The organism is Polaromonas sp. DSP2-3-2b2 (assembly GCF_049895905.1).
Classification (GTDB): domain Bacteria; phylum Pseudomonadota; class Gammaproteobacteria; order Burkholderiales; family Burkholderiaceae_C; genus Polaromonas.
In genome coordinates, this window is record NZ_JAFCTH010000003.1 from 77,482 (window position 1) to 103,401 (window position 25,920).

General features: G+C 60.5%; 21 protein-coding genes. 9 read left to right on the forward strand and 12 right to left on the reverse strand.

The genetic code is table 11. The annotated features are described in order from the left end of the window. Positions 1-99: 99 nt before the first annotated feature. A complete protein-coding gene (locus ACP7AD_RS04245) occupies positions 100-2,439 on the reverse strand; it encodes a PKD domain-containing protein (protein ID WP_426148147.1) in 2,340 nt (779 codons plus the stop codon). Positions 2,440-2,766: 327 nt separating this feature from the next. Here ACP7AD_RS04245 and ACP7AD_RS04250 point away from each other — a divergent pair, with 327 nt between their 5' ends. Together ACP7AD_RS04250 and ACP7AD_RS04255 are read left to right on the forward strand one after the other, a co-directional pair. After that, complete coding sequence (locus ACP7AD_RS04250; RefSeq protein ID WP_426148148.1) at positions 2,767-3,348, forward strand: recombinase family protein; 582 nt, start codon at positions 2,767-2,769, stop codon at positions 3,346-3,348. 460 nt (positions 3,349-3,808) lie between these two features. Continuing rightward, positions 3,809-5,227 carry a MipA/OmpV family protein gene (locus tag ACP7AD_RS04255; protein ID WP_426148149.1) on the forward strand — a complete coding sequence of 473 codons (1,419 nt, stop codon included), beginning with the start codon at positions 3,809-3,811 and terminating at the stop codon, positions 5,225-5,227. A gap of 32 nt (positions 5,228-5,259) precedes the next feature. Here ACP7AD_RS04255 and mnmA read toward each other — a convergent pair whose 3' ends face one another. From mnmA to ACP7AD_RS04270, 3 genes are read right to left on the reverse strand one after another with little or no spacing between them, the layout of a single operon-like run. After that, complete coding sequence (gene mnmA, locus ACP7AD_RS04260) at positions 5,260-6,474, reverse strand: tRNA 2-thiouridine(34) synthase MnmA (RefSeq protein WP_426148150.1); 1,215 nt, start codon at positions 6,472-6,474, stop codon at positions 5,260-5,262. A 58-nt stretch (positions 6,475-6,532) separates the two neighbouring features. Beyond that, entirely contained in the window at positions 6,533-7,042 is a 510-nt protein-coding gene (locus ACP7AD_RS04265; RefSeq protein ID WP_426148151.1) for an NUDIX hydrolase, read from the reverse strand. A gap of 35 nt (positions 7,043-7,077) precedes the next feature. Then, positions 7,078-8,067, reverse strand: coding sequence for a LysR family transcriptional regulator (locus tag ACP7AD_RS04270; protein WP_426148152.1), 990 nt, complete (start codon positions 8,065-8,067; stop codon positions 7,078-7,080). A 115-nt stretch (positions 8,068-8,182) separates the two neighbouring features. Between ACP7AD_RS04270 and ACP7AD_RS04275 the strand changes: the two genes are divergently transcribed. The 7 genes from ACP7AD_RS04275 (at position 8,183) to ACP7AD_RS04305 (ending at position 16,368) form a co-directional block, all read left to right on the forward strand. Beyond that, the gene (locus ACP7AD_RS04275; protein WP_426148153.1) at positions 8,183-9,718 is read left to right on the forward strand and encodes a CoA-acylating methylmalonate-semialdehyde dehydrogenase; all 1,536 of its coding nucleotides are present in this window, start codon (positions 8,183-8,185) and stop codon (positions 9,716-9,718) included. Between the two features lie 237 nt (positions 9,719-9,955). After that, the gene (locus ACP7AD_RS04280) at positions 9,956-11,071 is read left to right on the forward strand and encodes a Re/Si-specific NAD(P)(+) transhydrogenase subunit alpha (RefSeq protein ID WP_426148154.1); all 1,116 of its coding nucleotides are present in this window, start codon (positions 9,956-9,958) and stop codon (positions 11,069-11,071) included. Positions 11,072-11,147: 76 nt separating this feature from the next. Beyond that, entirely contained in the window at positions 11,148-11,480 is a 333-nt protein-coding gene (locus tag ACP7AD_RS04285) for an NAD(P) transhydrogenase subunit alpha (protein WP_426148155.1), read from the forward strand. Further along, positions 11,477-12,901, forward strand: coding sequence for an NAD(P)(+) transhydrogenase (Re/Si-specific) subunit beta (locus ACP7AD_RS04290; RefSeq protein ID WP_426148156.1), 1,425 nt, complete (start codon positions 11,477-11,479; stop codon positions 12,899-12,901). The genes ACP7AD_RS04285 and ACP7AD_RS04290 overlap by 4 nt, the downstream gene beginning before the upstream one ends. A 201-nt stretch (positions 12,902-13,102) precedes the next feature. Next, positions 13,103-14,791 (forward strand): long-chain-fatty-acid--CoA ligase, encoded by a 1,689-nt coding sequence (locus tag ACP7AD_RS04295; RefSeq protein WP_426148157.1) that lies wholly within the window; start codon positions 13,103-13,105, stop codon positions 14,789-14,791. A 79-nt stretch (positions 14,792-14,870) separates the two neighbouring features. Then, positions 14,871-15,734 carry a 5'-methylthioadenosine/adenosylhomocysteine nucleosidase gene (locus ACP7AD_RS04300; RefSeq protein ID WP_426148158.1) on the forward strand — a complete coding sequence of 288 codons (864 nt, stop codon included), beginning with the start codon at positions 14,871-14,873 and terminating at the stop codon, positions 15,732-15,734. Between the two features lie 19 nt (positions 15,735-15,753). Continuing rightward, positions 15,754-16,368, forward strand: a complete 615-nt coding sequence (locus ACP7AD_RS04305) for an IS1595 family transposase (RefSeq protein ID WP_426166004.1) — start codon at positions 15,754-15,756, stop codon at positions 16,366-16,368. Between the two features lie 389 nt (positions 16,369-16,757). Here the strand turns inward: ACP7AD_RS04305 and ACP7AD_RS04310 are convergent, their stop codons facing one another. The 8 genes from ACP7AD_RS04310 to ACP7AD_RS04345 form a co-directional block, all read right to left on the reverse strand. Continuing rightward, positions 16,758-17,477 (reverse strand): ABC transporter ATP-binding protein, encoded by a 720-nt coding sequence (locus ACP7AD_RS04310; protein WP_426145828.1) that lies wholly within the window; start codon positions 17,475-17,477, stop codon positions 16,758-16,760. A 12-nt stretch (positions 17,478-17,489) separates the two neighbouring features. Then, on the reverse strand, positions 17,490-18,257 hold the full coding sequence (locus tag ACP7AD_RS04315) for an ABC transporter ATP-binding protein (protein WP_426145830.1): 768 nt from the start codon (positions 18,255-18,257) through the stop codon (positions 17,490-17,492). Positions 18,258-18,269: 12 nt separating this feature from the next. After that, on the reverse strand, positions 18,270-19,379 hold the full coding sequence (locus tag ACP7AD_RS04320) for an ABC transporter permease subunit (protein WP_426145832.1): 1,110 nt from the start codon (positions 19,377-19,379) through the stop codon (positions 18,270-18,272). 38 nt (positions 19,380-19,417) lie between these two features. Continuing rightward, positions 19,418-20,347, reverse strand: a complete 930-nt coding sequence (locus tag ACP7AD_RS04325) for a branched-chain amino acid ABC transporter permease (RefSeq protein ID WP_426145834.1) — start codon at positions 20,345-20,347, stop codon at positions 19,418-19,420. A 257-nt stretch (positions 20,348-20,604) separates the two neighbouring features. Beyond that, positions 20,605-21,903 carry a replication-associated recombination protein A gene (locus ACP7AD_RS04330; protein ID WP_426145836.1) on the reverse strand — a complete coding sequence of 433 codons (1,299 nt, stop codon included), beginning with the start codon at positions 21,901-21,903 and terminating at the stop codon, positions 20,605-20,607. Between the two features lie 45 nt (positions 21,904-21,948). Continuing rightward, positions 21,949-22,593 carry an outer membrane lipoprotein chaperone LolA gene (gene lolA, locus ACP7AD_RS04335; protein ID WP_426145838.1) on the reverse strand — a complete coding sequence of 215 codons (645 nt, stop codon included), beginning with the start codon at positions 22,591-22,593 and terminating at the stop codon, positions 21,949-21,951. A gap of 5 nt (positions 22,594-22,598) precedes the next feature. Further along, positions 22,599-25,031: a DNA translocase FtsK gene (locus ACP7AD_RS04340; RefSeq protein ID WP_426145840.1), complete on the reverse strand. Its 2,433-nt coding sequence runs from the start codon at positions 25,029-25,031 to the stop codon at positions 22,599-22,601. A 76-nt stretch (positions 25,032-25,107) separates the two neighbouring features. Next, positions 25,108-25,797: a Crp/Fnr family transcriptional regulator gene (locus tag ACP7AD_RS04345; RefSeq protein ID WP_426145842.1), complete on the reverse strand. Its 690-nt coding sequence runs from the start codon at positions 25,795-25,797 to the stop codon at positions 25,108-25,110. Positions 25,798-25,920: the final 123 nt, after the last annotated feature.

The window sequence follows — 25,920 nt, forward strand, 5'->3', positions numbered from 1 at the left end:
CAAGCATTCGATTATTCAATTGGATATACGACCAATCTCTACAACAAATTGAGAGAGAGTTGATGCTTGCCCAAACCTGCTTGCCGTATATCTATCAAATTAAGGGTAGGTAGGAGTTAATGCATCTGGTTTGGTAAGCAGCGGCAAAAAATTCACCAATCCGGCAGAGCTAAGGTCATTGCTCTTGTCATAGATACGGCTCTGCACCTGAACTTGATCAGATGTTCCCCAATAATTTCCTGTCGCCGTCATTGCTGCAGCATCATACCCACTTGGAAGTCTCAACACGACTTGTCCAATATCCAAGAAAGAATTTGCAGAAACTACGGTCGTCTCGCCTCCGTAACTAGCCCAGTTTTTTACAGCATCGCCGATTATGCCTGTGAATACATTGTTTCTGATGTATACCTTCCTAGCAACATTTCTTGTATCAACCCCAATACTGAGTCCGCCAGAGTTTTTGAAAATATTTCTTTCAATAAAACAATCTTTTTCTGGATACCAAATATACATGTAATTGGAACCAGAACTCGTATTTACTGAAGTCAGAATCGAATCAGTCAGGACAATATTTCCATAAACCGCATTACCGCTGGGCGGCATGAGTGATCCGTTATTAAGCTTTGCGTAACTTATTTGGATTGAACTACTCAGAGTCGAACTCGTCCCACTGTTATTTATTGATACTGAATCTAGCTGAACGTAAGCAGAAGGCGTTCCGGAGACTTTTAGAGTTCCGTATACATTTATCGGAAAACCAGTGGACTTAACTTTTACGCCAGGGTCTATGGTCAGGGTAGTACCAGATGCAATCTGAAGAGTATTTGTAATTAGATAAGGGGACTTATCCAAAAACAGATGAGTATCGGTGCTAATAATCCCTCCAATTGGAGTGCCGGCGCTTAGGAGGGTAACTGTGGTGGTTGCAGCTGCACTATTGACTTTTCCGTCATTCACAACCAGCGTCATCACATACGTTCCTGGCATATCAGCGGTGAAATCAGGTTTAGCTGAGGTCATCCACATCAACCTGACCGTACTTCCAGGTGGCATAGAAGTCATTGTCCATGCATATGTCAATGTGTCGCCATTTGCATCGGAACTGGCACTTCCGTCAAAGCGAACAATTTCGCCCGCCACTGCATTTTGCGCATCACCTGCTTTGGCAACTGGTGCGACGTTTGCCAGGGCGGCAGTAATATTGACAGTTGCTGTGTTGCTACTGACCTTGCTATCGTTGACGACAAGGGTCGCGACATATGAGCCGGCCACATCGGCGGTGAAGATTGGTTTAGCGGAGTTTGATGAAGACAAGATGGCAATGCTGCCCGCAGGCTTCGCTGACAGTGTCCAAAAGTAAGTCAGTGGGTCACTGTTAGCGTCAGAGCTGACACTACCATCCAGCGTGACAATTGTGCCTGCAACGACATTTTGTGAGACACCTGCGTTCGCAATCGGCGGGGCATTTAGCACGCTTGCAGTGATACTAACAGCAGCTGTGCTGCTGCTTACCAAGCCGTCATTGACGACGACGCTGGCTACATAGGTTCCTGCAACATCGGCGGTGAAAGTCGGTTTGGCCGATGTTGGCGAAACAAGAGTGGCGGAACTGTTTGCAGGCTTGGCTGTAAGTGTCCATGTATAGGTCAACATACGAGCAGCGGAAACCGCGCTTGCGCTGCCATCGAGGGTAACAACAGTTCCCGTGACCACACTTTGATCAACGCCTGCATTGGCGGTGGGCGGCACTGCCAATAGATTAGCTACAAATTGCTTGATTTCTGCCGTACTGGAGGTTTTAACCAGCGCCGAGACAACCTGGGTGATTTGCGCAGGGCTTAGTTTCGCTCTGAGTGCGTCCAACAACTTGTCTTGCGCATCGCCCCTGGTGAGGTCGTTTGCCGTGGCGGCCCTAAGTGTCGTTGCAATGAAATCGGTGAGTGAACTGGTATCCACCGCGCCAGATAATATTGCACCGACATCGACCTGAGCCGCTTTTAAGTTGGCAGCTGTCATGGTGTTGACTGCAATGGCCGGATCAAAAGTGGCGAAAAAGACTGCAGGGTCATTTCGCAATACGCGAGCAACCAGCATTTCGGTAAGTGGAGTGATGTTGGCAATCGCCGTATTTCCGCTTCCAGTCGCAACCGTGTGCAATTTCGTGCCGTCCAACGGGTTGGCAATCTGAAGAAGGCAAGGCAGCGTGCCGCCAATTACGTTAAGACTGAAAGTGCCATCGGCATTCGTTGTTGCGGCGCCGGTGCCAACTTGACATTTAGCATTGATTGCGGCTCCAGCAATTGCCCTTCCGGTGGCAGCTGTTCCGCTGATTGTCAGGTCTGCCGGAGTGCTACCTTGGTTTGATGATCCACCGCTACCGCTACCGCCACCGCATGCAGCAAGCACGCAAGAAGCCAGAACAACTGCAAGAAACTTCATTTAATTCCAACCTATTTAATATTTTTTGAGCCACTTTACTGGCGTGACGAAGCCGGCTGGCATTTCAGAAAGTGAACTTTTGATTTCTTATGTTACGTCATGAAACGTAAAATAGCTATCCCCAATGGGGAGGAGACTCTGGCTTCAATGGTTTTAGTCTCTCAAAATGATCGTAAGCATCATGTCTCAAAAACGAACGTTTTTGAGACACCTCGACATGAGGTCATTGATGCGAGCAAGCTCAAGCTATTTCAGTCTCAATTCCCTGTCTTGATTTCTACGTCTCATTGTTTAAACTGACATGAGTAATAAGACAAGGGAGCCTGAATGTTGGTGGGATACGCACGGGTTTCGGCGGGAGACCAAAATCTGGACATGCAGCAAGACGCCTTGACCGGCTCGGGCTGCACTCAACTCTTTAGCGACCGGATCACCGGGGCCGCCCAGCTCAAGGAAGGCCTTGCCTCGGCGCTGAACTACATCCGCCCGGGTGACACTCTGGTGGTGTGGAAGCTGGACCGACTCGGGCGAACCGTCAAAGGCCTCATTGAACTTGTGGAGCAGCTAAAAGCCAAAGGGGTGGAGTTCAGAAGCCTGACGGACGGCATTGATACCAGCACGTCAGCAGGCCGATTCTTTTTCCATGTGATGGCAGCCATGGCAGAGATGGAGCGCGAATTGATCAAGGAGCGTACAAAGGCAGGCCTTGCTGCGGCCAAGGCACGAGGCCGAAAGGGTGGGCGCAAAGCAAAGATGGACCTGTCCAAGATCGGCGCCGCCCGGCAACTGCTGGCCGCAGGCACCGTGGCGAACGATGTCGCCAAAAACTTGGGGGTGTCCCGGGCCACGCTGTACCGAGCGCTTGCTGCGCATGACGTTCAACCTTGCGCTGACCAGGCTGCACGATGAACGGCGTGTTCATGCCATGAGCGAAAATCGGTTGGACATGCTCAGCCAGTCCCGATTTGGACGCCGAGTATTAAGAAGTCTTAAAGGATTTAAGACTTCTCTTGAAATGAGACAGTTTTATAAAAAGGTGAAGTATTTCAAGCGAATGTTGGTGAAAATTGACAAAAAACCTTACATAAAATGGCATACTTCGAGCTGGCTTCCCAAGGTTTCATTGGTGAAAACACTCACTCACTCAGTTTCTGCAAAGAGTCTCAGGTGTATATAACCCTTCTGAGGTGTTGCTGCAAAACGCGCCAAAAACCCGCTTCGTGCGGGTTTTTTAATTATTTTGCTATAAATAATATAGCTGTAAGTGCAGGTGGATCGTGCGCAAAAGGCTTTTTTGACTCGTAAATTGAGATGTCAGCGCAGAACACGCCCCGTCAACGGGTGCCCAACCGGTTTCCAACCCTTCACGATGAACAACCTATTTCCCACCCCTTCCCGTTTTCCCCGCTGGCTGGCCGCAATCGCTTTGGCCGCCACGGGCTTGTGCGCCATGGCGCCTGCGCGCGCGGACGCCAATCTGGAGCCGTTGACCAACATCCTGTCGGAGCCGGGTAGCGCGGGGCTGGGCGTGATCGCCCATTTCGAGCGCTCGCCCTACCAGGACGGCGGCAACCGCTATGACGTGCTGCCGCTCTACCTTTACGAGGGCGAGCGCTTTTTTCTGCATGCCAACCGGGGCGGTGTCAAGCTGCAGCAGGACGACACGCAACGGATGGACCTGTTCGTCGAGCAGCGGCTCGAAGGTTTTCCGGCTGACCGTCTGCCCGACAGCCTGGCCGGCATGGCGACGCGCGACTCCGGGATCGACCTGGGCCTGTCGTGGCGCTACCGCCAGCCCTGGGGCACGCTGCAGGCCGAACTGCTGCATGACATCGGCGGGTTTTCAAAGGGCAGCGAGTTCCGCCTGGGCTACACCTACGACTGGCGTTCCGGCCCGTGGAGCCTGCGCCCCAGCCTGAGCGTGGCGCTGCGCGATGCGCGGCTGAACAACTATTACTACGGCGTGCGGCCCGGCGAAGCCACGCCCGGCCGCGCCGCCTATGCGCCGGGCGCGGGCCTGAACACCACGCTTGGCCTGTATGGCTCCTATGATTATTCGCAGCGCTGGCGCCTGCTGGCCGGCGTGTCGGCCACGCTGCTCGACCGCCAGGTCAAGGACAGCCCCATCGTGCAAAAGCGCGTGCTGCCCGGCGTGTACGTGGGCGCAGCCTATGACTTTGGCGGGCATCAGCGTGAATGGGCGCAGAACGGCTCACCCACCTGGTTCAAGCTGCTTTACGGCAAGGCCACCGACGACGGCTGCCACCTGCTCAAGATCGCGACCGCACAATGCCTGTCGGTTGCCAGCGTGAACCCGACCAGCATCACCGGCCTTCAGGTCGGCAAGCCTTTTTTGCAGAACGTGAACGGCTGGCCGCTTGATTTTGTCGGCTATGCCGGCTTGATCAGCCACAACGACCGCGGCCTGCAGGCCAATGGCGTGCAGCTTGACCTGTTCATGAAGGCCTTTTATTCCGGCTTTCCGTGGAGCGACCGGGTCAAGACGCGTCTGGGCATGGGTGTGGGCGTGTCGCTGGCCCAGCGCGCGCCGTACATTGAAGCCAGCAGCCAGGCGCTGGCGGGAAAACCGACCTCGCGCATGCTGCAATACCTGGACCCGACGCTTGATGTCAGCCTGGGCGACCTGGTCGGTTCGCGTGCCTTGAAGGACACGTTCATTGGTTTTGGCGTGTCGCACCGCTCGGGCATCTTTGGCTCGTCGCGCCTGCTGGGCAATGTCAACGGTGGCTCCAATTACCTCTACACCTATGTCGAATCGGCGCTGTGAAGCGGCAGTTTTGCAATCATATTGATAGCTGCTTACGCTTGTCCCGCCTGCGCAAAAGGCTTGTTTGGCTTAAAAAGTGCGGCGGCGGGCTTGCCGCCGGGTAAATTCTGCACATTGCTCGACGCAATCACGCCGCCGCCCAGGCAGACCTCGCCCTGGTAGAGCACCGCCGACTGGCCCGGCGTGACTGCCCACTGTGCATCCAGGAACACCAGTTCGCAGCCGCCGCCCGTGGCGGTAAGCAGTTCACAGGCAGCGTCGGCCTGGCGGTAGCGCGTCTTGGCGGCCATTGCGCCCAAGGCCGGCGCGCTGCCCGCCACCCAGCTGCAATCCTGCGCATGGAGCACCGTCGATTGCAGCCACGGATGGTCGTGGCCCTGCACCACCCACAGCGTGTTGCTGTCCATGTCCTTGCGGGCAACAAACCACGGTTCATGCTCGCCCACGCCGCGCTGGCCGCGCGCCTGCGCCGCCTTCAGGTCGGCACCCCGCGCCTTCACGCCGCCGATGCCCAGGCCCTGGCGCTGGCCCAATGTGTAAAAGCTCAGGCCGACATGCTCACCCAGGATGCGGCCCTGGTCGTTTTTGATCGGGCCGGGCGCCTTGGCGATGTAGCGGTTCAAAAAATCGCGAAACGGCCGCTCGCCGATGAAGCAGATGCCGGTCGAGTCCTTTTTTCGGGCGTTCGGCAGGCCGATCTCGTCGGCGATGCGGCGCACCTCGGTCTTGTGCAACTCGCCGACCGGGAACAGGGTTTTTGAAAGTTGGGCCTGGTTTAGCCGGTGCAAAAAGTAGCTCTGGTCCTTGGCCGGGTCCAGGCCCTTGAGCAGTTCGTGCAGGCCGGTGGTGTCGTTCTGCCGCACCCGGGCATAGTGGCCGGTGGCGATTTTTTCGGCGCCCAGGCGCATCGCGTGGTCCAGGAAGGCCTTGAACTTGATCTCGGCGTTGCACAAAATGTCCGGGTTGGGCGTGCGGCCGGCCTGGTATTCGCGCAGGAATTCGGCGAAGACGCGGTCCTTGTAGTCGGCGGCGAAGTTGACATGCTCGATCTCGATGCCGATCACGTCGGCGACGGCGGCGGCGTCCACAAAGTCGATGTTGGACGAGCAAAATTCGCTGTCGTCGTCGTCTTCCCAGTTCTTCATGAAGATGCCGATGACCTCGTGGCCCTGTTGCTTGAGCAGGTGCGCGGTCACTGCCGAATCGACGCCACCGCTTAATCCCACCACTATTCGTTGCTTTTGCATTCTCCGATTTTACCGAGTGGGCCGGGTGCGCTGGCAACGCGGGCGGGCCGCCTGGTTTTCACGCCTTTCGGGCGTAAACGCTTTCATCGGCATGGATGATGTGCAGCGGATAGCGCCGGCCGGCCAGGTAGTCTTCCAGGTTGGTCAGCAGCAGGGGGCTGCGGTGCATGGCGGTGGATGCGCGGATTTCATCCGCCGTCAGCCACAGGGCGCGCACGATGCCTTCGTCCAGCGCCTGGCCGGCGACATGCTCGCCCAGTTCGCCGCAAAAGGTGAAGCGCAGGTAGGTGATGTCCTGCGGCAGGGCCTGCCCGGGCTGGGAGCTGTCGAAACGCGAGAAATAAATGCCGACCAGCGCGGTCGGCGTGAAGTGAAAAGCGGTTTCTTCCAGGGTTTCGCGCGCGCAGGCCTGGATCGGGCTTTCGCCGGGGTCCAGGTGGCCGGCCGGGTTGTTGAGCCTCAAGCCGTCGCGGGTTTCTTCCTCGACCAGCAAGAACTTCCGGACGCCATCAAAATCCCGTTCAATGACGGCCGCCACCGTAACATTTGGTTTCCATCGTTTGTTCATGCGCAGGATTATCCGGGGCATTTTTGACAGGACGCCTATTGCGGTGACAGGTTTTTAAGGAAAGCCGGAAAACCGCCGGCAAAACTCTGGCGCAAATGCTCGACCAAGCACTGCACCGCCTTGGGCACCTGCGCCGACCACGGCCGCAGGGCATAGATGCGCTCGCCGAAAAAGCCCTGGACCTGCCAGTCGGGCAAGACCTGGACCAGCGGCGCGGCTCCACGGCCATCGGCTGCGGGCGGCAGGCTGAAATCAGGCAAGAGGCCGATGCCCAGCCCGGCCAGCAGGGCGTCGCGCAGCACTTCGCTGTTGTTGGCCTTGAGCGAGCCGGCCACCGTCACGCCAACGCGTTCGACCTCAGCGCCGGCCTTTTTCCCTTTTCCGGTCCCCGGACGCGCAAAGGTCCAGCTGCCGGCATGGCTATCCCGAAGGTAGAGCAAGCAATCGTGCGCGGTCAGCTCGGACGGATGCGCGGGCGTGCCGCGCCGCGCCAGGTACTGCGGGCTGGCCACCAACTGCGAACGGGTTTCGCACAGCACCCAGGCGACATGCGTTTCGGGCGGCGCGTTGGTGTGCCGGATCGCCAGGTCAAAGCCTTCGTTGGCCAGGTTGATGAAGCGGTCGGTCAGTTCGAGTTCGATGTGGATGTCCGGGAACTGCTGCAGGAAAGTGGCGATGCTGCTGGCAAGGTGCTGGCGGCCGAGCGCGACAGGCGCGGTCAGCCGGATCAGTCCGCGCGGCGTGCCGGCCAAGTCGCAGGCCGCGCTATAGCTTTCGCTGATGCGCCGGAACGCCGGCTGCATGTCGTTGACCAGCTGCTGGCCGGCCTCGGTCAGACCGACCGAGCGCGTCGTGCGGCGCACCAGCAGCACGCCCGCGTTGCGCTCCAGTTCGCTGATGCGCATGCTGGCCGATGCCTTGGACAGGCCCAGGCGGCGCGCGGTTTCGGTGAAGCTGCGGGTTGCGGCGAGCACCGTCAGCAGATGCAGGTCGGCGACGAGCGGCGCCAGTTGGTCAGAGGACATTGCGGGCCATCATTGTTCAGGAATCTGAACAATGTAATCATTTGCCAGGGGCTTATCAAACCGGGCGGCGAACCCTAGACTGTGCCCATTCGTTTGTTCATTTCCAAGGATCGCCATGTTTTCATCGCCCGCCGAAATTGCCCCGCACATCACCCTTGGCCACTATGTGAACGGCAGCGCCGTCACGCCCGCCGGCGGGCGCAGCCAGGAAGTGTTCAATCCGGCCACCGGCGCGGTCTCCGGCCATGTGGCGCTGGGCAGCGCGCTTGACGTCGATGCGGCCGTCGCCGCCGCGCAGGCCGCCTTTCCTGCGTGGTCGGACATCCCGCCGATTCGCCGCGCCCGGGTCATGTTCAAGTTCCTCGAACTGCTGAACCAGAACAAGGACAAGCTGGCGCACCTGATCACCGCCGAGCACGGCAAGGTGTTCACCGATGCGCAGGGCGAGGTGTCGCGCGGCATCGACATTGTCGAATTCGCCTGCGGCATTCCGCAACTGCTCAAGGGCGACTTCACCGACCAAGTCAGCACCGGCATCGACAACTGGACGCTGCGCCAGCCGCTGGGCGTGGTGGCTGGCATCACGCCGTTCAACTTTCCGGTGATGGTGCCGATGTGGATGTTCCCGGTGGCGATTGCGGCGGGCAACACGTTTGTACTGAAACCCAGCCCGATCGATCCGAGCGCCAGCCTGTTCATGGCCGACTTGCTCAAGCAGGCCGGCCTGCCGGACGGCGTGTTCAACGTCGTGCAGGGCGACAAGGAAGCGGTCGATGCGCTGCTGGTGCATCCTGACGTCAAGGCGGTGTCCTTTGTCGGCTCAACGCCGATTGCCAATTACATCTATGAAACCGGCGCCCATCACGGCAAGCGCGTGCAGGCGCTGGGCGGCGCCAAGAATCACATGGTCGTCATGCCCGACGCCGACCTGGAGCAGGCGGTCGATGCGCTGATCGGCGCAGGTTACGGCTCGGCCGGCGAGCGCTGCATGGCGATCTCGGTGGCGGTGCTGGTCGGCAATGTGGCTGACAAGCTGATCCCGATGCTCAAGGCGCGGGCCGAAACATTGGTGATCAAGAACGGCGTGAACCCGGACGCCGAAATGGGTCCGATCGTCACCGGCATTGCCCATAAGCGCATCACCGGCTACATCGACCTGGGCGTTGCAGAGGGCGCCGAACTGCTGGTCGATGGCCGGACCTTCACCGGCGCAGATGCTGGCGAGGGCTGCGCGCAGGGCTTCTGGATGGGCGGCACGCTGTTTGACCACGTCACGCCCGACATGCGCATCTACAAGGAAGAAATCTTCGGCCCGGTGCTGGGCTGTGTGCGCGTGAAGGACCTGGCCGAAGCGGTCGAGTTGATCAATGCCCACGAATTTGGCAACGGCGTGAGCTGCTTCACCCGCGACGGCCATGTGGCGCGTGAATTCAGCCGCCGTATCCAGGTCGGCATGGTCGGCATCAATGTGCCGATTCCGGTGCCCATGGCCTGGCATGGCTTTGGTGGCTGGAAGAAAAGCCTGTTCGGTGACATGCACGCTTACGGCGAGGAAGGCGTTCGCTTCTACACCAAGCAGAAATCGATCATGCAGCGCTGGCCGGAAAGCATTGGCAAGGGCGCCGAGTTTGTGATGCCCACGGCCAAATAAACTGGCCCAAAGCCGCTTGCGGCTTCAATGATTTTTTCCAAGGAGCCCGTCGGTTTGTCACAAGCCGACGGGTTTTTCTTCGCCTCAGGGTTTCTCCCTAAGCTTGCCCAGGCGGTCGCGCATTAGTCTGCGTTGACGAAAATTTACAAAAAACTCATGTAAGCTTTACGGCAGTTGCAGATCCGCCCAGGCCCTTTTCAGGGCCTCCGAGAAAAATAAAGCATCGAGGAGAAGCCCATGCTGATTGGGATACCTGCCGAAATCACGGCCGGAGAGACACGCGTCGCCATCACGCCCGAGACGGCCAAAAAGCTCAAGGCCCAGGGCCACACGATCCGCATTCAGTCGGGCGCGGGCGTGGCCGCCAGTGTTCCCGATAGCGCCTACCAGCTAGTGGGCGCCGAGATCACCGATGCGGCGGGCGCTTACGCCGCCGACATCGTGCTCAAGGTGCGCTGCCCGCTGGACAGTGAAATGGCGCACACCCGGCCCGGCAGCGTGATGGTCGGCATGCTCAACCCCTTCGATCCCGCCGGCCTGCAGCGCCTGGCCGCCGCGCAGCTGACGTCCTTTTCGCTCGAAGCGGCGCCGCGCACCAGCCGCGCCCAGAGCATGGATGTGCTGTCGAGCCAGGCCAACATCGCCGGCTACAAGGCCGTGATGATGGCGGCCAACGAATACCAGCGCTTCTTCCCGATGCTGATGACCGCCGCCGGCACCGTCAAGGCCGCCCGCGTGGTGATTTTGGGTGTCGGCGTGGCCGGATTGCAGGCGATTGCCACGGCCAAGCGCCTGGGCGCCGTGATTGAGGCCAGCGACGTGCGCCCGAGCGTCAAGGAGCAGGTCGAGTCGCTGGGCGGCAAGTTCATCGACGTGCCTTACGAAACCGACGAAGAGCGCGAAGCCGCTGTCGGTGTGGGCGGCTATGCCAAGCCGATGCCGCCCGGCTGGATGGCGCGGCAAAAGATCGAGGTCGCCAAGCGCGTGGCGCAGGCCGACGTGGTGATCACCACCGCCTTGATTCCCGGCCGCGCCGCGCCGGTGCTGGTGACCGAGGAAATGGTCATGGCCATGAAGCCCGGCAGCGTGATCGTCGATCTGGCCGCCGCGCAAGGCGGCAACTGCCCGCTGACCGAGGCGGACAAGACCGTCGTCAAGCACGGCGTGACGCTGATGGGCCAGACCAACATCCCGGCGCTGGTGGCGGCCGACGCCAGCGCGCTGTATGCGCGCAACCTGCTGGACTTTCTCAAGCTCATCATCACCAAGGAAGGTGCGCTCAAGCTTGACCTGGAAGACGACATCGTCGCGGCCTGCCTGATGACTCAGGGCGGCGAGGTCAAGCGCAAGTAAGCCGGTTCGGGATACGCGTCCCGTTCGCCAAGCCCCGTTCAAGCCTCGAAAAAATCTCATTCGGAAGGAAAAGACCATGGATGCCGTGTCCCCCACCCTCATCAACCTGATCATTTTTGTGCTGGCCATCTATGTCGGTTACCACGTCGTCTGGACCGTCACGCCCGCGCTGCACACGCCGCTGATGGCCGTGACCAATGCCATTTCGGCCATCGTCATCGTCGGCGCGATGCTGGCTGCCGCGCTGACCGAAACCACCTTGGGCCGCACCATGGGCGTCCTGGCCGTGGCGCTGGCGGCAGTCAATGTCTTTGGCGGCTTCCTGGTCACGCGCCGGATGCTGGAGATGTTCCGCAAAAAGGAAAAAAAGGCCGTCGCGGTCGTCGCCGATTCGGGAGCCGCCAAATGAGCATGAACCTCGTCACGCTGCTGTACCTGGTGGCTTCGGTCTTTTTCATCCAGGCGCTCAAGGGCCTGTCGCATCCGACCACGTCGCTGCGCGGCAACCTGTTCGGCATGGTCGGCATGGCCATTGCTATTCTGACCACCGGCGCCTTGATTGTCGAAATTTCGGGCGGCAAGGCCCAGGGCATGGTGTACGTGCTGGGCGCGCTGGTCGTGGGCGGCGCGGCCGGCACCTTGATGGCCAAGCGCGTAGAGATGACCAAGATGCCCGAACTGGTCGCCTTCATGCACAGCATGATCGGCCTGGCGGCAGTCTTCATCGCCGTGGCGGCGGTCGCCGAGCCTCACGCTTTCAACATCGTCGCCAAGGGCATGCCGATTCCGGCGGGCAACCGGCTCGAACTGTTCTTGGGCGCGGCGATTGGCGCCATCACCTTCAGCGGCTCGGTGATTGCGTTTGGCAAACTCTCGGGCAAGTACAAGTTCCGCCTGTTCCAGGGCGCGCCGGTGTCGTTTCCCGGCCAGCACAAGCTCAACCTGGTGCTGGGCCTGGCCACCGTCGCGCTGGGTATCACCTTCATGCTGACCGGCAGCTGGACGGCCTTTTTTGCCATGCTGGCGCTGTCCTTCGTCATGGGCGTCTTGATCATCATCCCGATCGGCGGCGCCGACATGCCGGTGGTGGTGTCCATGCTCAACAGCTACTCGGGCTGGGCGGCGGCGGGCATCGGTTTTTCGTTGAACAATTCAATGTTGATCATTGCCGGTTCGCTGGTGGGGTCAAGCGGCGCCATCCTGAGCTACATCATGTGCAAGGCCATGAACCGCTCGTTCTTCAATGTGATCGGCGGCGGCTTTGGCGGCGAGGCGGCCACGACAACGACCGGCGCCAAGGAACAGCGCCCGGTCAAGTCTGGCTCGGCAGACGACGCCGCCTTCATTCTAAGCAATGCCGAAACCGTCATCATCGTGCCGGGCTACGGCCTGGCCGTCGCGCGCGCCCAGCATTCGGTCAAGGAGCTGGCGCAAAAGCTGACCGACAAAGGCATCACCGTCAAGTACGCGATCCATCCGGTGGCCGGCCGCATGCCCGGCCACATGAACGTGCTGCTGGCCGAGGCCGAGGTGCCCTACGATCAGGTGTTCGAGATGGAAGACATCAACGCCGAGTTCGGCCAGGCCGATGTCGCCATCATCCTGGGCGCCAACGACGTGGTGAACCCGGCTGCGCATGTCAAGGGCAGCGCGATTTACGGCATGCCGATCCTGGAGGCCTACAAGGCCAAGACGGTCATCGTCAACAAGCGTTCGATGGCGGCGGGCTACGCCGGCCTGGACAACGAATTGTTCTACATGGACAAGACCATGATGGTCTTCGGCGATGCCAAGAAAATCATCGAGGACATGGGCAAGGCGATCGAGTAAGCCTTCGCCGTGCCGGCACGCTGTGTGCCGCAGCGCCATCAGCCACTGCCAAGCGGCTCGATTAGAGAGCTGAGTCTTCTAAACGTCATTATTTACTAGGGAAAACCGTAATAGCCACGGGAGCTGCTTTCCCTGAAAATTTCTGTAAGCAACAAGTAAGTAAAAATAACAGTACTGGAGGCAAAGAAGATGAATGCAGTGATGAAAACCAACGAAGTTGAACGCCCGTGGCTCAGGGCTTATCCGGCGGGCGTTCCTGCCGATGTCGATGCCTCGCAATATCCGTCGCTGGTGGCCTTGATGGAGGAAAGCTTCAAGACGTACAAGGACCGGGTTGCCTACAGCTTCATGGGCAAGGAAATCACGTTCGGCCAGACCGACAGCCTGTCGCTGGCGTTCGGCGCCTATTTGCAGGGCCTGGGCTTGGCCCGTGGCGACCGTGTGGCCATCATGATGCCCAACATTCCGCAGTATCCGGTGGCGGTGGCGGCTATTTTGCGTGCCGGCTACGTCGTGGTCAATGTGAATCCGCTTTACACGCCGCGAGAACTGGAGCATCAGCTCAAGGATTCAGGCGCCAGGGCCATCGTGATCGTCGAGAACTTTGCCGGCACGCTGGAGCACTGCCTGGCCAACACGCCGATCAAGCATGTCGTGCTGTGTTCCATGGGCGACCAGCTGGGCTTGCTCAAGGGGACGCTTGTCAATTATGTGGTGCGCAACGTCAAGAAAATGGTGCCGCCGTTCAACCTGCCGGGCGCCGTTCGCTTTAACGATGCTTTGGCGCAAGGCACGCGCGGGGTGCTCAAGCGGCCGGACATCAAGCCCGACGACATTGCCGTGCTTCAGTACACCGGCGGTACCACCGGTGTTTCCAAAGGGGCCGTGCTGCTGCACCGCAACGTGATTGCCAATGTGCTGCAGTCCGAAGCATGGAACGGCCCGGCCATGGCCAGCTTGGGCTCAGGAGAGCAGCCCACTTATGTCTGCGCGCTGCCGCTCTACCATATCTTCGCCTTCACGGTGAACATGATGCTGGGCATGCGGACCGGCGGAAAGAACATCCTGATCCCCAATCCACGCGACCTGCCTGCGGTGCTCAAGGAGCTTGCCAAGCACAAGGTCAACAGTTTTCCGGCCGTTAACACCTTGTTCAACGGACTTGCCAACCATCCGGATTTCAATACGGTGGACTGGTCGCACCTGAAAATCTCCCTCGGCGGCGGCATGGCCGTGCAAAGCGCAGTGGCCAAGCTGTGGCTGCAAAAGACCGGCTGTCCGATCTGCGAAGGTTATGGCCTTTCGGAAACGTCGCCGTCGGCCAGTTGCAATCCGACCAACAGCAAAAACTTCACCGGCACCATCGGCGTGCCGCTTCCAAGTACCTGGTTCAAGCTGCTGGATGATGACGGCCAGGAAGTGGCCCCGGGCCAGCCTGGCGAGATCGCCATCAAGGGGCCTCAGGTCATGGCGGGCTACTGGCAGCGGCCTGACGAAACCGACAAGGTCATGACGTCCGACGGCTATTTCAAGTCGGGCGACGTCGGCATCATTGACAAAAACGGCTTTTTCAAGATCATCGACCGCAAGAAGGACATGGTGCTGGTCAGCGGTTTCAATGTTTATCCGAACGAGATTGAAGAAATCGTTTCCACCATGGACGGTGTGCTCGAATGCGCCTGCGTCGGCGTGATCGACGAAAAATCAGGTGAAGCCGTCAAGCTGGTGATTGTGAAGAAGCACCCCGACCTGAGCGAAGCCGATGTGCGCGCTTTCTGCAAGGAAAACCTCACCGGCTACAAGCAGCCGAGGGTCGTGGAGTTCCGCACCGAATTGCCCAAGACGCCGGTCGGCAAGATCCTGCGCCGCGAACTGCGCGACAAGTGCTAAACCCATAAATTCCTGGAAACCTGTCATCAGGTTTGAGGTCGACTTTTTCCGGCAGTGATTTGCCTGGAAAATCGACTGCATGCCACTGACTTCCGACCTCGCCATAACCCCGATTGCCATCCTCAGCGCCTTACCGCAGGAGCAGCGCGGCCTCGTGGAGTTGCTGCAGCGGCCGCGCAAGGTGATTCATGCCAGTCGCGACTTCTGGCTAGGTGATTTGCACGGCCAGCCCGTGGTGCTGGCTTTGTCCAAGATTGGCAAGGTCGCCGCCGCCACCACTACAACCGCGCTGATCGAGCGGTTTGGCGTGCGCCGCATCGTGTTCACCGGCGTTGCGGGTGGCTTGGGCCACGGCGTGAAGGTGGGCGATGTGGTGGTGGCGACCGATTTTGTTCAGCACGATCTGGATGCCTCCCCGCTGTTTCCTCGCTATGAAGTGCCGTTGTACGGCAAAACCAGGTTTCACTGTGATGCGGCCTTGAGCGCGCTGCTGTTCGAGGCGAGTTGCGGCGCGTTGGCGAATGAAAGTCTGGTGGCGCACGGGTTTGAGGGCGCTTGCGTTCACCAGGGCCTGATTGCCAGCGGTGATCGTTTTGTCTCGGGTGCCGATGAATCGAGTCGTCTGCGCGAGCTGATGGCCGGCGCGGGTCATGCGGTATTGGCCGTGGAGATGGAAGGGGCTGCCGTGGCGCAGGTCTGCATGGACTACGGCGTGCCGTTTGCCGTAATGCGCACTGTTTCAGACCGGGCGGACGACAGTGCCCATGTCGATTTTCCGGCCTTCGTCGATGCCGTTGCCAGCCGCTATGCCCACGCCATCATTGAACGCTTTCTGCATTTGCTATTAAAAAAGGGGCTTAGGAACCAGAGCTTATCGACAGCTAAGCTAAGTTCTTATCGTGATTCAGAAAAACCGGTATTTCAGGCATTCCAAAATCAGTGAAGCCAAATTCCGTCAAGTAATGCGCTATTTCGCCATGGACTTGACGGCCACCGATTGCGCCGAACTCAGCGGCGTGTCAGTGCGCTCAGTCAACACCATTTACCTGCGCGTGCGACGCCGCCTGGCCGAGCACTGCGAGCAGGTTTCACCGCTGGGCGGAGAACTCGAAGCCGATGAGTCGTACTTCGGTCCTCGCCGAGTGCGTGGCCTGCGGGGTCGGGGCGCGGGGGGCAAAACAGTGGTTTTTGGGCTGCTCAAGCGGGGCCAGAACGTATACACCGAGATCGTGCCCAACGCCTCCAAAGCCGTGCTTCAAGCCATCATTCGGGGCAAGGCCGATATTGCCAGCGTGATTCACACAGACCGCTGGCGCGGCTATGACGGCCTGGTCGATGTGGGCTTTGACAAACACTTGCGGGTCAACCACGGCAACAACGAGTTTGCTCGGGGCAGTGTTCACGTCAACGGCATCGAGAGCTTCTGGAGCTACGCCAAGCGTCGTCTGGTGCAGTTCAACGGCGTGCCCCGGCATACGTTCTATCTGCATCTAAAAGAGACGGAGTACCGCTTCAATCACCGCCATCAAAGCCTTTATCATGCCCTGCTGGCCTTGCTCAGAAACAACCCGCTTTAATCGCCTCTGCTTCCTAAGCCCCTGAATTAATAGCTGCTTGGTTCCGCACAGTTTGGCTGGTCGGTCTTCGGTATTCATCTCCACCCGTTCTGGCTGGGCCTGTGATGGGCGGCAAAAGCGGGATCAGGGCCGCGCGCTGTTTGAGCCGCAGGCGAGTTTGCGCGGACCCCCGCTTTTGCCGCTCATCACAGGTTGCCCGAAGCGCAGCGAAGGGACCCAGACAGTCGGGTCACCTTTTCTTTGGTGACTTTCTTTTGGCGAAGCAAAAGAAAGTTACTTGCCGCCGGGCACCCCCCGGCCAGCAAAACCACGAGAAGCCAACCCAGCTACGAATTCAATAGCTGCCTACGCAAGCAGGCTATACGCAAACAGCCTGAAACACTAAAAAATCACTCGCCCAGGTAAGCCGCCCGAACCCGGGGATCGTCCAGCAGCAGTTTGGCGTCGCCGTTCATCGTGATATTGCCCGACTCCATCACATAGCCCCGGTTGGCAATCCCCAGCGCCCGGCTGGCGTTCTGCTCGACCAGCAGCACCGTCATGCCCAGCCCGGACACGTCCTTAACTACCTCGAAAATCTTGTCCACCATGATGGGCGACAGGCCCATTGAAGGCTCGTCAAGCAGCAGCACCTTGGGACGGCTCATCAGCGCCCGGCCCATGGCCAGCATTTGCTGCTCGCCGCCCGACATGGTGCCGGCCAGCTGGTCCTTGCGCTCGCGCAGGCGCGGGAACAGCACGAACATCTTCTCGATGTCGTCGGCAATGCCGGCCTTGTCGTTGCGGATATAAGCGCCCATCTGCAGGTTCTCAAGGATGGTCATGCGGGCGAACACGCCGCGGCCCTCGGGCACCATGGCCAGGCCTTCCTTGACCAGGTCCCAGGCGCCGCGCCCCTTGATGCTCTTGCCCAGGTATTCGATGTCGCCGGCCAGGATCGGCAGGCCGCCGGTGATGGCCTTCATGGTGGTGGTCTTGCCGGCGCCGTTGGAGCCGATCAGCGTGACCAGTTCGCCGTCGTGGACCTCAAAATCAATGCCCTTGACCGCCTGGATGCCGCCGTAGGCCACCTGCAGGCCGGTAATTTTCAAAAGTGTTTTCGCTGCCATGTTTTGCTTCCTTTAGTGGCCTGCGCCCAGGTAGGCGGTGATCACTTTTTCGTTTTTCTGCACATCGGCCGGAATACCCTCGGCGATCTGCTTGCCGTAGTCGAGCACCGTCACCCGGTCGCACAGGCCCATAACCAGCTTCACGTCATGCTCGATCAGCAAGATCGTGCGGTTGTCCTTGCGGATGCGGTCGATCAGCTCGCGCAACTGGACCTTCTCGGTCGCGTTCATGCCGGCGGCGGGTTCGTCGAGCGCGATCAGCTGCGGGTCGGTGGCCAGGGCCCGGGCGATTTCCAGCCGGCGCTGGTCGCCGTAACTCAGCGTGCGCGCCTTGAAGTCGGCGTATTTGCCGATGCCTACGTAATCGAGCAGTTCCTGCGAGCGATGCGCGATCTCGGCCTCCTCGCGCTTGAAGCCGGGCGTGCGGAACACGGCGCCAATCAGCCCCGAATGGGTGCGCACATGCCGGCCGACCATCACGTTCTCCAGCGCGGTCATGTCGGCGAACAGGCGAATGTTCTGGAAGGTGCGCGCAATGCCGGCCTTGGCCACTTCATGCACCGCCGTCGGCTTGTAGGGTTTGCCGGCCAGCTCGAACAAGCCGCTGTCGGGCGTGTAAAGCCCGGTCAGCACATTGAAGAAAGTCGTCTTGCCAGCGCCGTTGGGGCCGATCAGGCCGTAGACCTGGCCGCGCTGGATTTTGATGCCGACATCGTTCAGCGCCTGCAGGCCGCCAAAGCGCTTGGAAACACCCGAGACATTCAAGATGGTTTCGCTCATGTCCGTGTCTCCTTAGGGATTGATGGACTGGATGGGGTCTTTGCCGGCGCGCTTGTTCAGCGACTTGCCGTGCTCGGGCGACGGCCACAGGCCGCGCGGGCGCATCAGCATCACGGTAATCATGGCCAGCGCGATCAACAGCTGGCGCAAGATGGCCGAGTCGAGCCGGCCGTCGGTCATGGCTTGCAGCGGCCCGGCCACATGGCGCAGCACCTCGGGCAGCGCGGCCAGCAGCAGCGCGCCCAGGATGACGCCGGGCAAATGCCCGATACCGCCCAGCACCACCATGGCGACGATCATGATCGACTCCATCAGGCTGAACGATTCGGGCGAGACAAAGCCCTGGAAGGCCGCGAACATCGCGCCCGACACGCCGCCGAAGGTCGCGCCCATGCCGAAGGCCAGCAGCTTCATGTTGCGGGTGTTGATGCCCATGGCCTTGGCGGCAATCTCGTCCTCGCGGATCGCCATCCAGGCGCGGCCGATGCGCGATGTTTCCAGCCGGTGGCAAATGATGACCGAGAAGATCACCAGCACCAGGAACAGGTAGTAGTACATGGACACCGAGGCGAACTCGAAGCCAAAAAAGGTGTGCGACTTGCCCAAATCAAAACCGAAAAACTTTATCGAGTCGATTTGGTTGATGCCCTTGGGTCCGTTGGTCAGGTTGATCGGACGGTCCAGGTTGTTCAGGAACACGCGGATGATCTCGCCAAAACCCAGCGTGACGATGGCCAGGTAGTCGCCGCGCAGCTTGAGCGTGGGCGCGCCCAGCATCACGCCGAACAATCCAGCCAGCGCGGCGGCCGCCGGAATGATCGCCCAGATCGGCAGGTGCAGGCCTTCCGGGAAATTGGCGGCAATCCATGGAAAGGCCTCGGCCAAGTGCGGCGAGCCGAGCAGCGCAAACAGGTAGGCGCCGACGGCAAAGAAGGCCACGTAGCCCAGGTCGAGCAGGCCGGCATAGCCGACCACGATGTTCAGGCCCAGGGCCAGCAGCACATACAGCAGCGCCATGTCGACGATGCGTACCCAGGCATTGCCGCCCTGCTGCAGCAGCAGGGGCAGCACCAGCAGGCCGAGGGCCACGATCAGGTAGGTGGCGAATTTTTTGGTGTTCATGAGGTTTTTCTCCTTGTGCGTGGGTGAGTTGATGGGCCTTACGCCCGGTCCGCCACACGTTCACCCAGCAGGCCCGAGGGGCGCAGCGTGAGCACAAAAATCAGCACGATGAAGGCAAAAATGTCGGAATACTGGCTGCCCAGCACGCCGCCGGTCAGCGGGCCGATGTAGCCCGCGCCAATCGCCTCGATCAGGCCCAGCAAGATGCCGCCGAGCACCGCACCGCCCAGGTTGCCGATGCCGCCGAACACGGCAGCGGTGAAGGCCTTCAGGCCAGGCAAAAAGCCCATGGTGTGCTGCACCGTGCCGTAGTTGGAGGCATACATCACACCGGCCAGCGCGGCCAGGATGGCGCCAATGATGAAGGTCGCGGAAATGACGGTGTCGGGGCGCACGCCCATCAGGGCGGCGACGCGCGGGTTCTCGGCGGTGGCCCGCATGGCGCGGCCGAGCTTGGTGTAGTGCACCAGCCACATCAGGATGGCCAGCGACACGGCGGTGGCGCCCAGGATGAAAATCTGCGTCACGGTGATGACCGCGCCGCCGATCTGGAAGGGCTCGGACGGCAGCAGCGTGGGGTATGGCTTGTAGTTGGGCTTCCAGATGATCATGGCCAGCGTCTGCAGCAGCAGCGACATGCCGATGGCGGTGATCAAGGGCGCGAGCTTGGGGCTGTTGCGCAGCGGCCGGTAGGCGACCTTTTCGATGGTGAAGTTCAGAGCGGCGCAGACGATGAAGGCAATTAACAGCGAAATCAGCAAAATCAGCCAGCCGGGCGTGCCGGGCATGGATTCCTGCATCAGGCCAATGATGGTCCAGCTGGTCAGCGCGCCGACCATCAGCACCTCGCCGTGCGCAAAGTTGATCAGGTTGATGATGCCGTACACCATGGTGTAGCCCAGGGCGATCAGGGCGTACATGCTGCCCAGAACCAGTCCGTTGATGATTTGCTGTAGCAAAACTTCCATAATCCGCTCCGTTTGTTTGAATGAGCCAACTCTGCCGGTGTCGTGCCTGCACGGGATCACCGTGAAAACACGTGAGTTAACAAAAAGCCCGCCTGTCTCCCGTCGGACAACGGGTGAAGGTGGCGAGCTAGTGGGCGAATTGTAGCGACAGCGTTCTAGCGAGAATCGCGCCAGCGAAAAAGTTTTTCCAGGGTAAACCCTTGAAGAATTCGGATTTTTTAGCGGATTCCAGCTGTATCAGCGGGATTTTTAGGGCATCAGTTCTTCTGATGATTTTTTGCCTTCAGTTCATTGAGCTTATCGGCAATGCGGATCTCCAGGCCACGGTTGACGGGGCGGTAAAAGCCCGGCGCGGCCATGCCTTCGGGAAAGTAGTTTTCACCGGCCGCGAAGCCGCCCTCCTCGTCATGCGCATAGCGGTAGTTCTTGCCGTAGTCGAGCTGTTTCATGAGCTTTGTTGGTGCATTGCGCAGGTGCAGCGGCACCGGCCGGGTGCCGTCTTTCTTGATGAAGGCCTTGGCCTCGTTGAAGGCCTGGTACACCGCATTCGACTTGGGCGCGACCGCTAGGTAGACCACGCATTGCGCCAGCGCCAGTTCGCCCTCGGGCGAGCCGAGCCGCTCATAGACCTCGGCGGCATCGAGCGCCATGCGCAGCGCGCGCGGGTCGGCCAGGCCGATGTCCTCGCTGGCCATGCGGATCAGGCGGCGCGCCATGTAGCGCGGTTCGGCGCCGCCATCGAGCATGCGCATGAACCAGTACAGGGCGGCGTCGGGGTCGGAGCCTCGCACCGACTTGTGCAGCGCCGAGATCGTGTCGTAGAACTGCTCGCCGCCCTTGTCGTAGCGGCGCAGGCGCTCGCCCAGGACCTTGAGCAGCCAGGCATCGGTCACCTCGGTGATTTTTTCAGCCCTGGCGGCCACGCTGAGCGATTCGAGCGTGTTGAGCAGGCGCCGGGCGTCGCCGTCGGCATACGCCACCAGGCGGTTGATCGCCTCATCCGCTATGCTTTCAATAGCTGGCAGCGCTCGTTCTGCAAGGACTCTGGCTATTATTTGCTTGAGATCGTCTTCCGTCAGCGGCTGCAGCACATACACCACCGCGCGCGACAGCAGGGCCGAATTCACCTCGAAGGACGGATTTTCGGTGGTCGCGCCAATGAAAATGAACAGGCCGCTTTCGACATGCGGCAAGAAAGCATCCTGCTGGCTTTTGTTGAAGCGGTGGACTTCATCGACAAACACAATCGTTCGCCGCCCGCTTTGCGCTTGCCAGATCGTCGCCTGCTCGACGGCTTCGCGGATGTCCTTGACGCCGCCCAGCACGGCAGAAATGGTGATGAAATGCGCGTCGAAACTGCCGGCCATGAGCCGGGCAATGGTGGTTTTGCCGACGCCAGGCGGCCCCCACAGGATGCAGCTGTGCGGCTCGCCCGACTCGAATGCGATGCGCAGCGGCAGCCCCTCGCCCAGCAAATGCTGCTGGCCGATGACTTCGCCCAGGTTCTTCGGCCGCAGCCGCTCGGCCAGGGGGGGATGGGTGGAAGGCTTGGCCATGAAATTTTCGGGTCGCCGTTCCTGCAGCGCAGACAGCCGGGATGTTTACTGCCGGATCACGTCCGCGCCCTTGGGCGTGCTGAACTTGAAGGCGTCCTTGGCCAGGGCCGGGTTGACTTCCACCTTGCTGAAACTCAGCACCGAGCGCTGGCCGAAGCTGTCGAGGATTTCCAGCGCCGCCAACCCAGCCGGTTTCTCGCCAGCGCGAAAGCCGACGCGCACCGACTGCAACTGGCCGTCTTTCGTCTTGGGCGTGGCAACGACCCATTCCAGGCCGTCCTTTTCCGGCGCGGCGGCCAAGGTGAAATCGGCCTGCAGCGCACGCAGATCGGGCGCGGCGGCAATCAAGGCGGCGGGCGTCGAGCCTAAAACAGCAGACTGCTTGCGCGCCGTGACCTGGTTCAGGTCGGCGTCATACAGCCACAGCGTCTGGCCGTCGGCCACGATGCTTTGCTCGAACGGCTTTTGGTAAATAAACTTGAAACGGTTCGGCCGCGAGAATTCAAACGTGCCGCTGGAGGTCTTGCTGCGGGCGGTCTGGCCTTCCCGGGCGGGCGCGGTCACGACCTGCGTGAAGTCGGCGCGTCCGCTGCTCACCGTCTTGACGAAGGTTTCAAGGCTTTCCAGGCCGTTTGCGTATGCTGCACATGCGGACGCAGCTATTAAAAGAGTAGCAAAAAAACGTTTCATCAAGTTCACTCCGCCCTTGCGGGCACCAGGATTTCGCGCTGGCCGCTGCCACTCATGGCACTGACCAGCCCGGCATTTTCCATGTCCTCAACCAGCCGCGCGGCGCGGTTGTAGCCGATCTTGAGGTGACGCTGCACCAGGGAAATGCTGGCCTTGCGGTTCTTCAGCACCACTTCCACCGCTTGGTCGTACATCGGGTCTTTTTCACCGCCGGCATCGCCCGCCAGGTCGCCGCCTTCACTATCGACCGTGCCACCTTCCAGCACGCCGTCGATGTAGTTGGGGGTTCCCTGCTGCTTGAGATAGGACACGACCCGGTGCACTTCTTCGTCACTCACAAACGCACCATGCACCCGAACCGGATAGCCTGTACCACTCGGCATGTAAAGCATGTCACCCATGCCTAACAAAGCCTCGGCGCCCATCTGGTCCAAAATGGTGCGGCTGTCGATCTTGCTGCTGACCTGGAAGGACAGGCGAGTCGGAATGTTGGCCTTGATCAGGCCGGTGATCACGTCGACGCTGGGGCGCTGCGTGGCCAGGATCAGATGAATGCCGGCTGCGCGGGCTTTTTGCGCCAGCCGCGCAATCAACTCCTCGATCTTCTTGCCGACGACCATCATCAGGTCGGCCAGCTCGTCAATCACCACGACGATGTAAGGCAGGCGCTCCAGCGGCTCGGGCTCGTCGGGCGTCAGGCTGAACGGGTTGTAGATGAACTCCTCGCTGGCATTGGCTTCGTCGATCTTGGCGTTGTAGCCGGCCAGGTTGCGCACGCCCAGCTTGCTCATCAGCTTGTAGCGCTTCTCCATTTCGGCCACGCACCAGTTCAGGCCGTGGGCCGCCTGGCGCATGTCGGTGACGACCGGCGCGAGCAGGTGCGGAATGCCTTCGTAAACGCTCATTTCCAGCATCTTCGGATCGATCAGCAGCAGGCGCACATCGCGCGGGTCGGCCTTGAACAGCAGGCTCAAAATCATCGCGTTGATGCCCACCGACTTGCCCGAACCGGTGGTGCCGGCCACCAGGCAGTGCGGCATCTTGGCCAGGTCGGCGACGACCGCATGGCCGGCGATGTCCTTGCCCAGGCCCATGGTCAGCAGCGAAGTCGCGTCGTGGTAGACCTGCGAGCCCAGAATTTCGCTGAGCTTGATCATCTGGCGCTTGGCGTTGGGCAGCTCCAGCGCCATGTAGTTCTTGCCCGGAATGGTCTCGATCACCCGGATCGACACCAGGCTCAGCGCACGCGCCAGGTCCTTGGCCAGGGTGACGACCTGCGAGCCCTTAACGCCGGTGGCGGGTTCGATTTCGTAGCGCGTGATGACCGGGCCGGGCGCCGCCGCCACGACGCGCACCTCGACGCCGAAGTCCTTGAGCTTTTTCTCGATCAGCCGCGAGGTCATCTCCAGCGTTTCGGAAGCGACGCTTTCCTGGCGCAGCAGGGCAGTGTCGAGCAGGCTGACCTGCGGCAGGTGGGAACCCCCCTGCGATGGCGCGGCCAATGCAACCGGGGCGGCAGGCACGTGCAACATGGAAGGAACATGCGCCGTCGGCGGCACGGACGATGGGAATGACGGAGCGCTCACCGTGGCACTTGCCGCCACCTGTGGTTTTGTCTTGACGGGGCGCTCGACCTTTGGCAGCTCAACCACCGGCTGCTTGATGATGACCGGCACCGGGTGGAGTGCCTCGATCCCGATGCGTTCGTCGCTCAGCGTTTCCTCGCGCTCGCGGACGGCTTGCTTGCCCACCGCAACATCCTGCGCCAGTTCGCGCTTTTCACGGCGCAGGGCCACAACGCTGTCGATCCGGGCGCCCAGGCTCAGCGCCACGCGGCCCCAGGAAAAGTTGAACACGCTGGCCACGGCAATCAGGCCCAGCGCAATGAAGACCAGGCCCGAGCCGGCAAACCCCAGCCATTTGACGCCCAGGTTGCCCAGCACAAAACCGATCACGCCGCCTGCATGGCCCGGCAGCCTGAACTCGAAGCGGTACAGGCGGGACCATTCCAGCGCGGCACTGGCCGCCAGCAGCAGCACCAGCCCGAGCCAGAACCGGATGCGGCTGGCAGCGGGTACCGGCGCCAGCACATCGCGGCGCAGCCCGCGCGTCACCGACTGCATCCAGACCCAGGCGCCGGCTGCCAGCGCCCACCAGACCGAAAACCCCAGCAGGAAGTAGCTGGCATCGGCCAGCCAGGCGCCGAGGTGGCCGCCCCAGTTCCTGGCGGCCACTAGGGTGCCGCTGGCGGCGTCCGGATTGCCGGAGGTTGACCAGGCCGCATCCTGCGGCGAGTAGCTCAGCAAGGCGGCCATCCAGAGAATCAGGCCCACCAGCCCCAGGATCAGGCCAACTTCGCGGGCTACACGTTTAAAGCCGCTGGGCGCGCCTGCAGCGGGGGAATTTCGGGAGTTCAGGGTATCTAGCGAGTAAGTCATAAACGGGTCTTGGAGCTTAACGCAGTTGAGTGAAGCTTTCGGATCAGGCACAGCCCTGAACTGTAAGCGCGTGCGGTCAGACCAGTGAGTCCAGGTGCGGCTTGATGAGCAGCGAGCCATCGTCCTGCGTTTCGATGAAGCCGCGCTCTTCTAGGTCCTTCATCACCCGGCTGACCATCTCGCGGGAAGCGCCGACCATTTTTGCCATGTCCTGGCGCGATACCCTGCCGCGAATCACGGCCACACCGTCTGCGCAGCGGGGCGCCTCTCCGGCGAAGTCGAGCAGTGCGCCGGCCACCCGGCCATACACGTCCATCAGGGCCAGGGACTCGATCTTGCGGTCGGCCTGGCGCAGGCGATGCACCAGACCCTTGAGTACCGCGTAAGCCATCGAATCACTGTCGGGAAGGCAGCGCGCAAACTCCAGCTGGTCCAGCACCAGCGTATCGGTCTGCACCTCCGCGACGACGGACGCCGAATGCGGCGCCTGGTCGATCAGGCTCATTTCACCCACGTAATCACCGGGGCGCAGGATGGCCAGAATCACCTCCCGACCACGCGTGTCAGTGCTCACCACACGTACACGGCCGGTCAGCAAAATGGTCAGGGCGCAAGATTTTTTCCCCTGTTCGAGAATAGCCTCGCCTTTGCGGTAACGCCGCTTGACCACGGCGTCGGCGACCGACACCGCCTGGCTGGTGGTCAGCATTGAAAAAAGAGGCACGCGGCGAAGCAGGTCCAGCCGGGAAACCATGGTGGCGGTCATGCGTTTGCCCCTTCAACCCCATGGCCGACAATCGCCGGGCAATTTCCTACAATGGCCGCGCTTTTGCAAAATACAGATACTGTCAAAGTTTTTACCTTGCTGAACACATACGCGAGCCGACTC

Excerpts from the sequence above, each read along its gene's own strand:
- ACP7AD_RS04245 (WP_426148147.1), bottom strand. The coding sequence starts at position 2,439 with ATGAAGTTTCTTGCAGTTGTTCTGGCTTCTTGCGTGCTTGCTGCATGC.
- ACP7AD_RS04250 (WP_426148148.1), top strand. The coding sequence starts at position 2,767 with ATGTTGGTGGGATACGCACGGGTTTCGGCGGGAGACCAAAATCTGGAC.
- ACP7AD_RS04255 (WP_426148149.1), top strand. The coding sequence starts at position 3,809 with ATGAACAACCTATTTCCCACCCCTTCCCGTTTTCCCCGCTGGCTGGCC.
- mnmA (WP_426148150.1), bottom strand. The coding sequence starts at position 6,474 with ATGCAAAAGCAACGAATAGTGGTGGGATTAAGCGGTGGCGTCGATTCG.
- ACP7AD_RS04265 (WP_426148151.1), bottom strand. The coding sequence starts at position 7,042 with ATGAACAAACGATGGAAACCAAATGTTACGGTGGCGGCCGTCATTGAA.
- ACP7AD_RS04270 (WP_426148152.1), bottom strand. The coding sequence starts at position 8,067 with ATGTCCTCTGACCAACTGGCGCCGCTCGTCGCCGACCTGCATCTGCTG.
- ACP7AD_RS04275 (WP_426148153.1), top strand. The coding sequence starts at position 8,183 with ATGTTTTCATCGCCCGCCGAAATTGCCCCGCACATCACCCTTGGCCAC.
- ACP7AD_RS04280 (WP_426148154.1), top strand. The coding sequence starts at position 9,956 with ATGCTGATTGGGATACCTGCCGAAATCACGGCCGGAGAGACACGCGTC.
- ACP7AD_RS04285 (WP_426148155.1), top strand. The coding sequence starts at position 11,148 with ATGGATGCCGTGTCCCCCACCCTCATCAACCTGATCATTTTTGTGCTG.
- ACP7AD_RS04290 (WP_426148156.1), top strand. The coding sequence starts at position 11,477 with ATGAGCATGAACCTCGTCACGCTGCTGTACCTGGTGGCTTCGGTCTTT.
- ACP7AD_RS04295 (WP_426148157.1), top strand. The coding sequence starts at position 13,103 with ATGAAAACCAACGAAGTTGAACGCCCGTGGCTCAGGGCTTATCCGGCG.
- ACP7AD_RS04300 (WP_426148158.1), top strand. The coding sequence starts at position 14,871 with ATGCCACTGACTTCCGACCTCGCCATAACCCCGATTGCCATCCTCAGC.
- ACP7AD_RS04305 (WP_426166004.1), top strand. The coding sequence starts at position 15,754 with ATGCGCTATTTCGCCATGGACTTGACGGCCACCGATTGCGCCGAACTC.
- ACP7AD_RS04310 (WP_426145828.1), bottom strand. The coding sequence starts at position 17,477 with ATGGCAGCGAAAACACTTTTGAAAATTACCGGCCTGCAGGTGGCCTAC.
- ACP7AD_RS04315 (WP_426145830.1), bottom strand. The coding sequence starts at position 18,257 with ATGAGCGAAACCATCTTGAATGTCTCGGGTGTTTCCAAGCGCTTTGGC.
- ACP7AD_RS04320 (WP_426145832.1), bottom strand. The coding sequence starts at position 19,379 with ATGAACACCAAAAAATTCGCCACCTACCTGATCGTGGCCCTCGGCCTG.
- ACP7AD_RS04325 (WP_426145834.1), bottom strand. The coding sequence starts at position 20,347 with ATGGAAGTTTTGCTACAGCAAATCATCAACGGACTGGTTCTGGGCAGC.
- ACP7AD_RS04330 (WP_426145836.1), bottom strand. The coding sequence starts at position 21,903 with ATGGCCAAGCCTTCCACCCATCCCCCCCTGGCCGAGCGGCTGCGGCCG.
- lolA (WP_426145838.1), bottom strand. The coding sequence starts at position 22,593 with ATGAAACGTTTTTTTGCTACTCTTTTAATAGCTGCGTCCGCATGTGCA.
- ACP7AD_RS04340 (WP_426145840.1), bottom strand. The coding sequence starts at position 25,031 with ATGACTTACTCGCTAGATACCCTGAACTCCCGAAATTCCCCCGCTGCA.
- ACP7AD_RS04345 (WP_426145842.1), bottom strand. The coding sequence starts at position 25,797 with ATGACCGCCACCATGGTTTCCCGGCTGGACCTGCTTCGCCGCGTGCCT.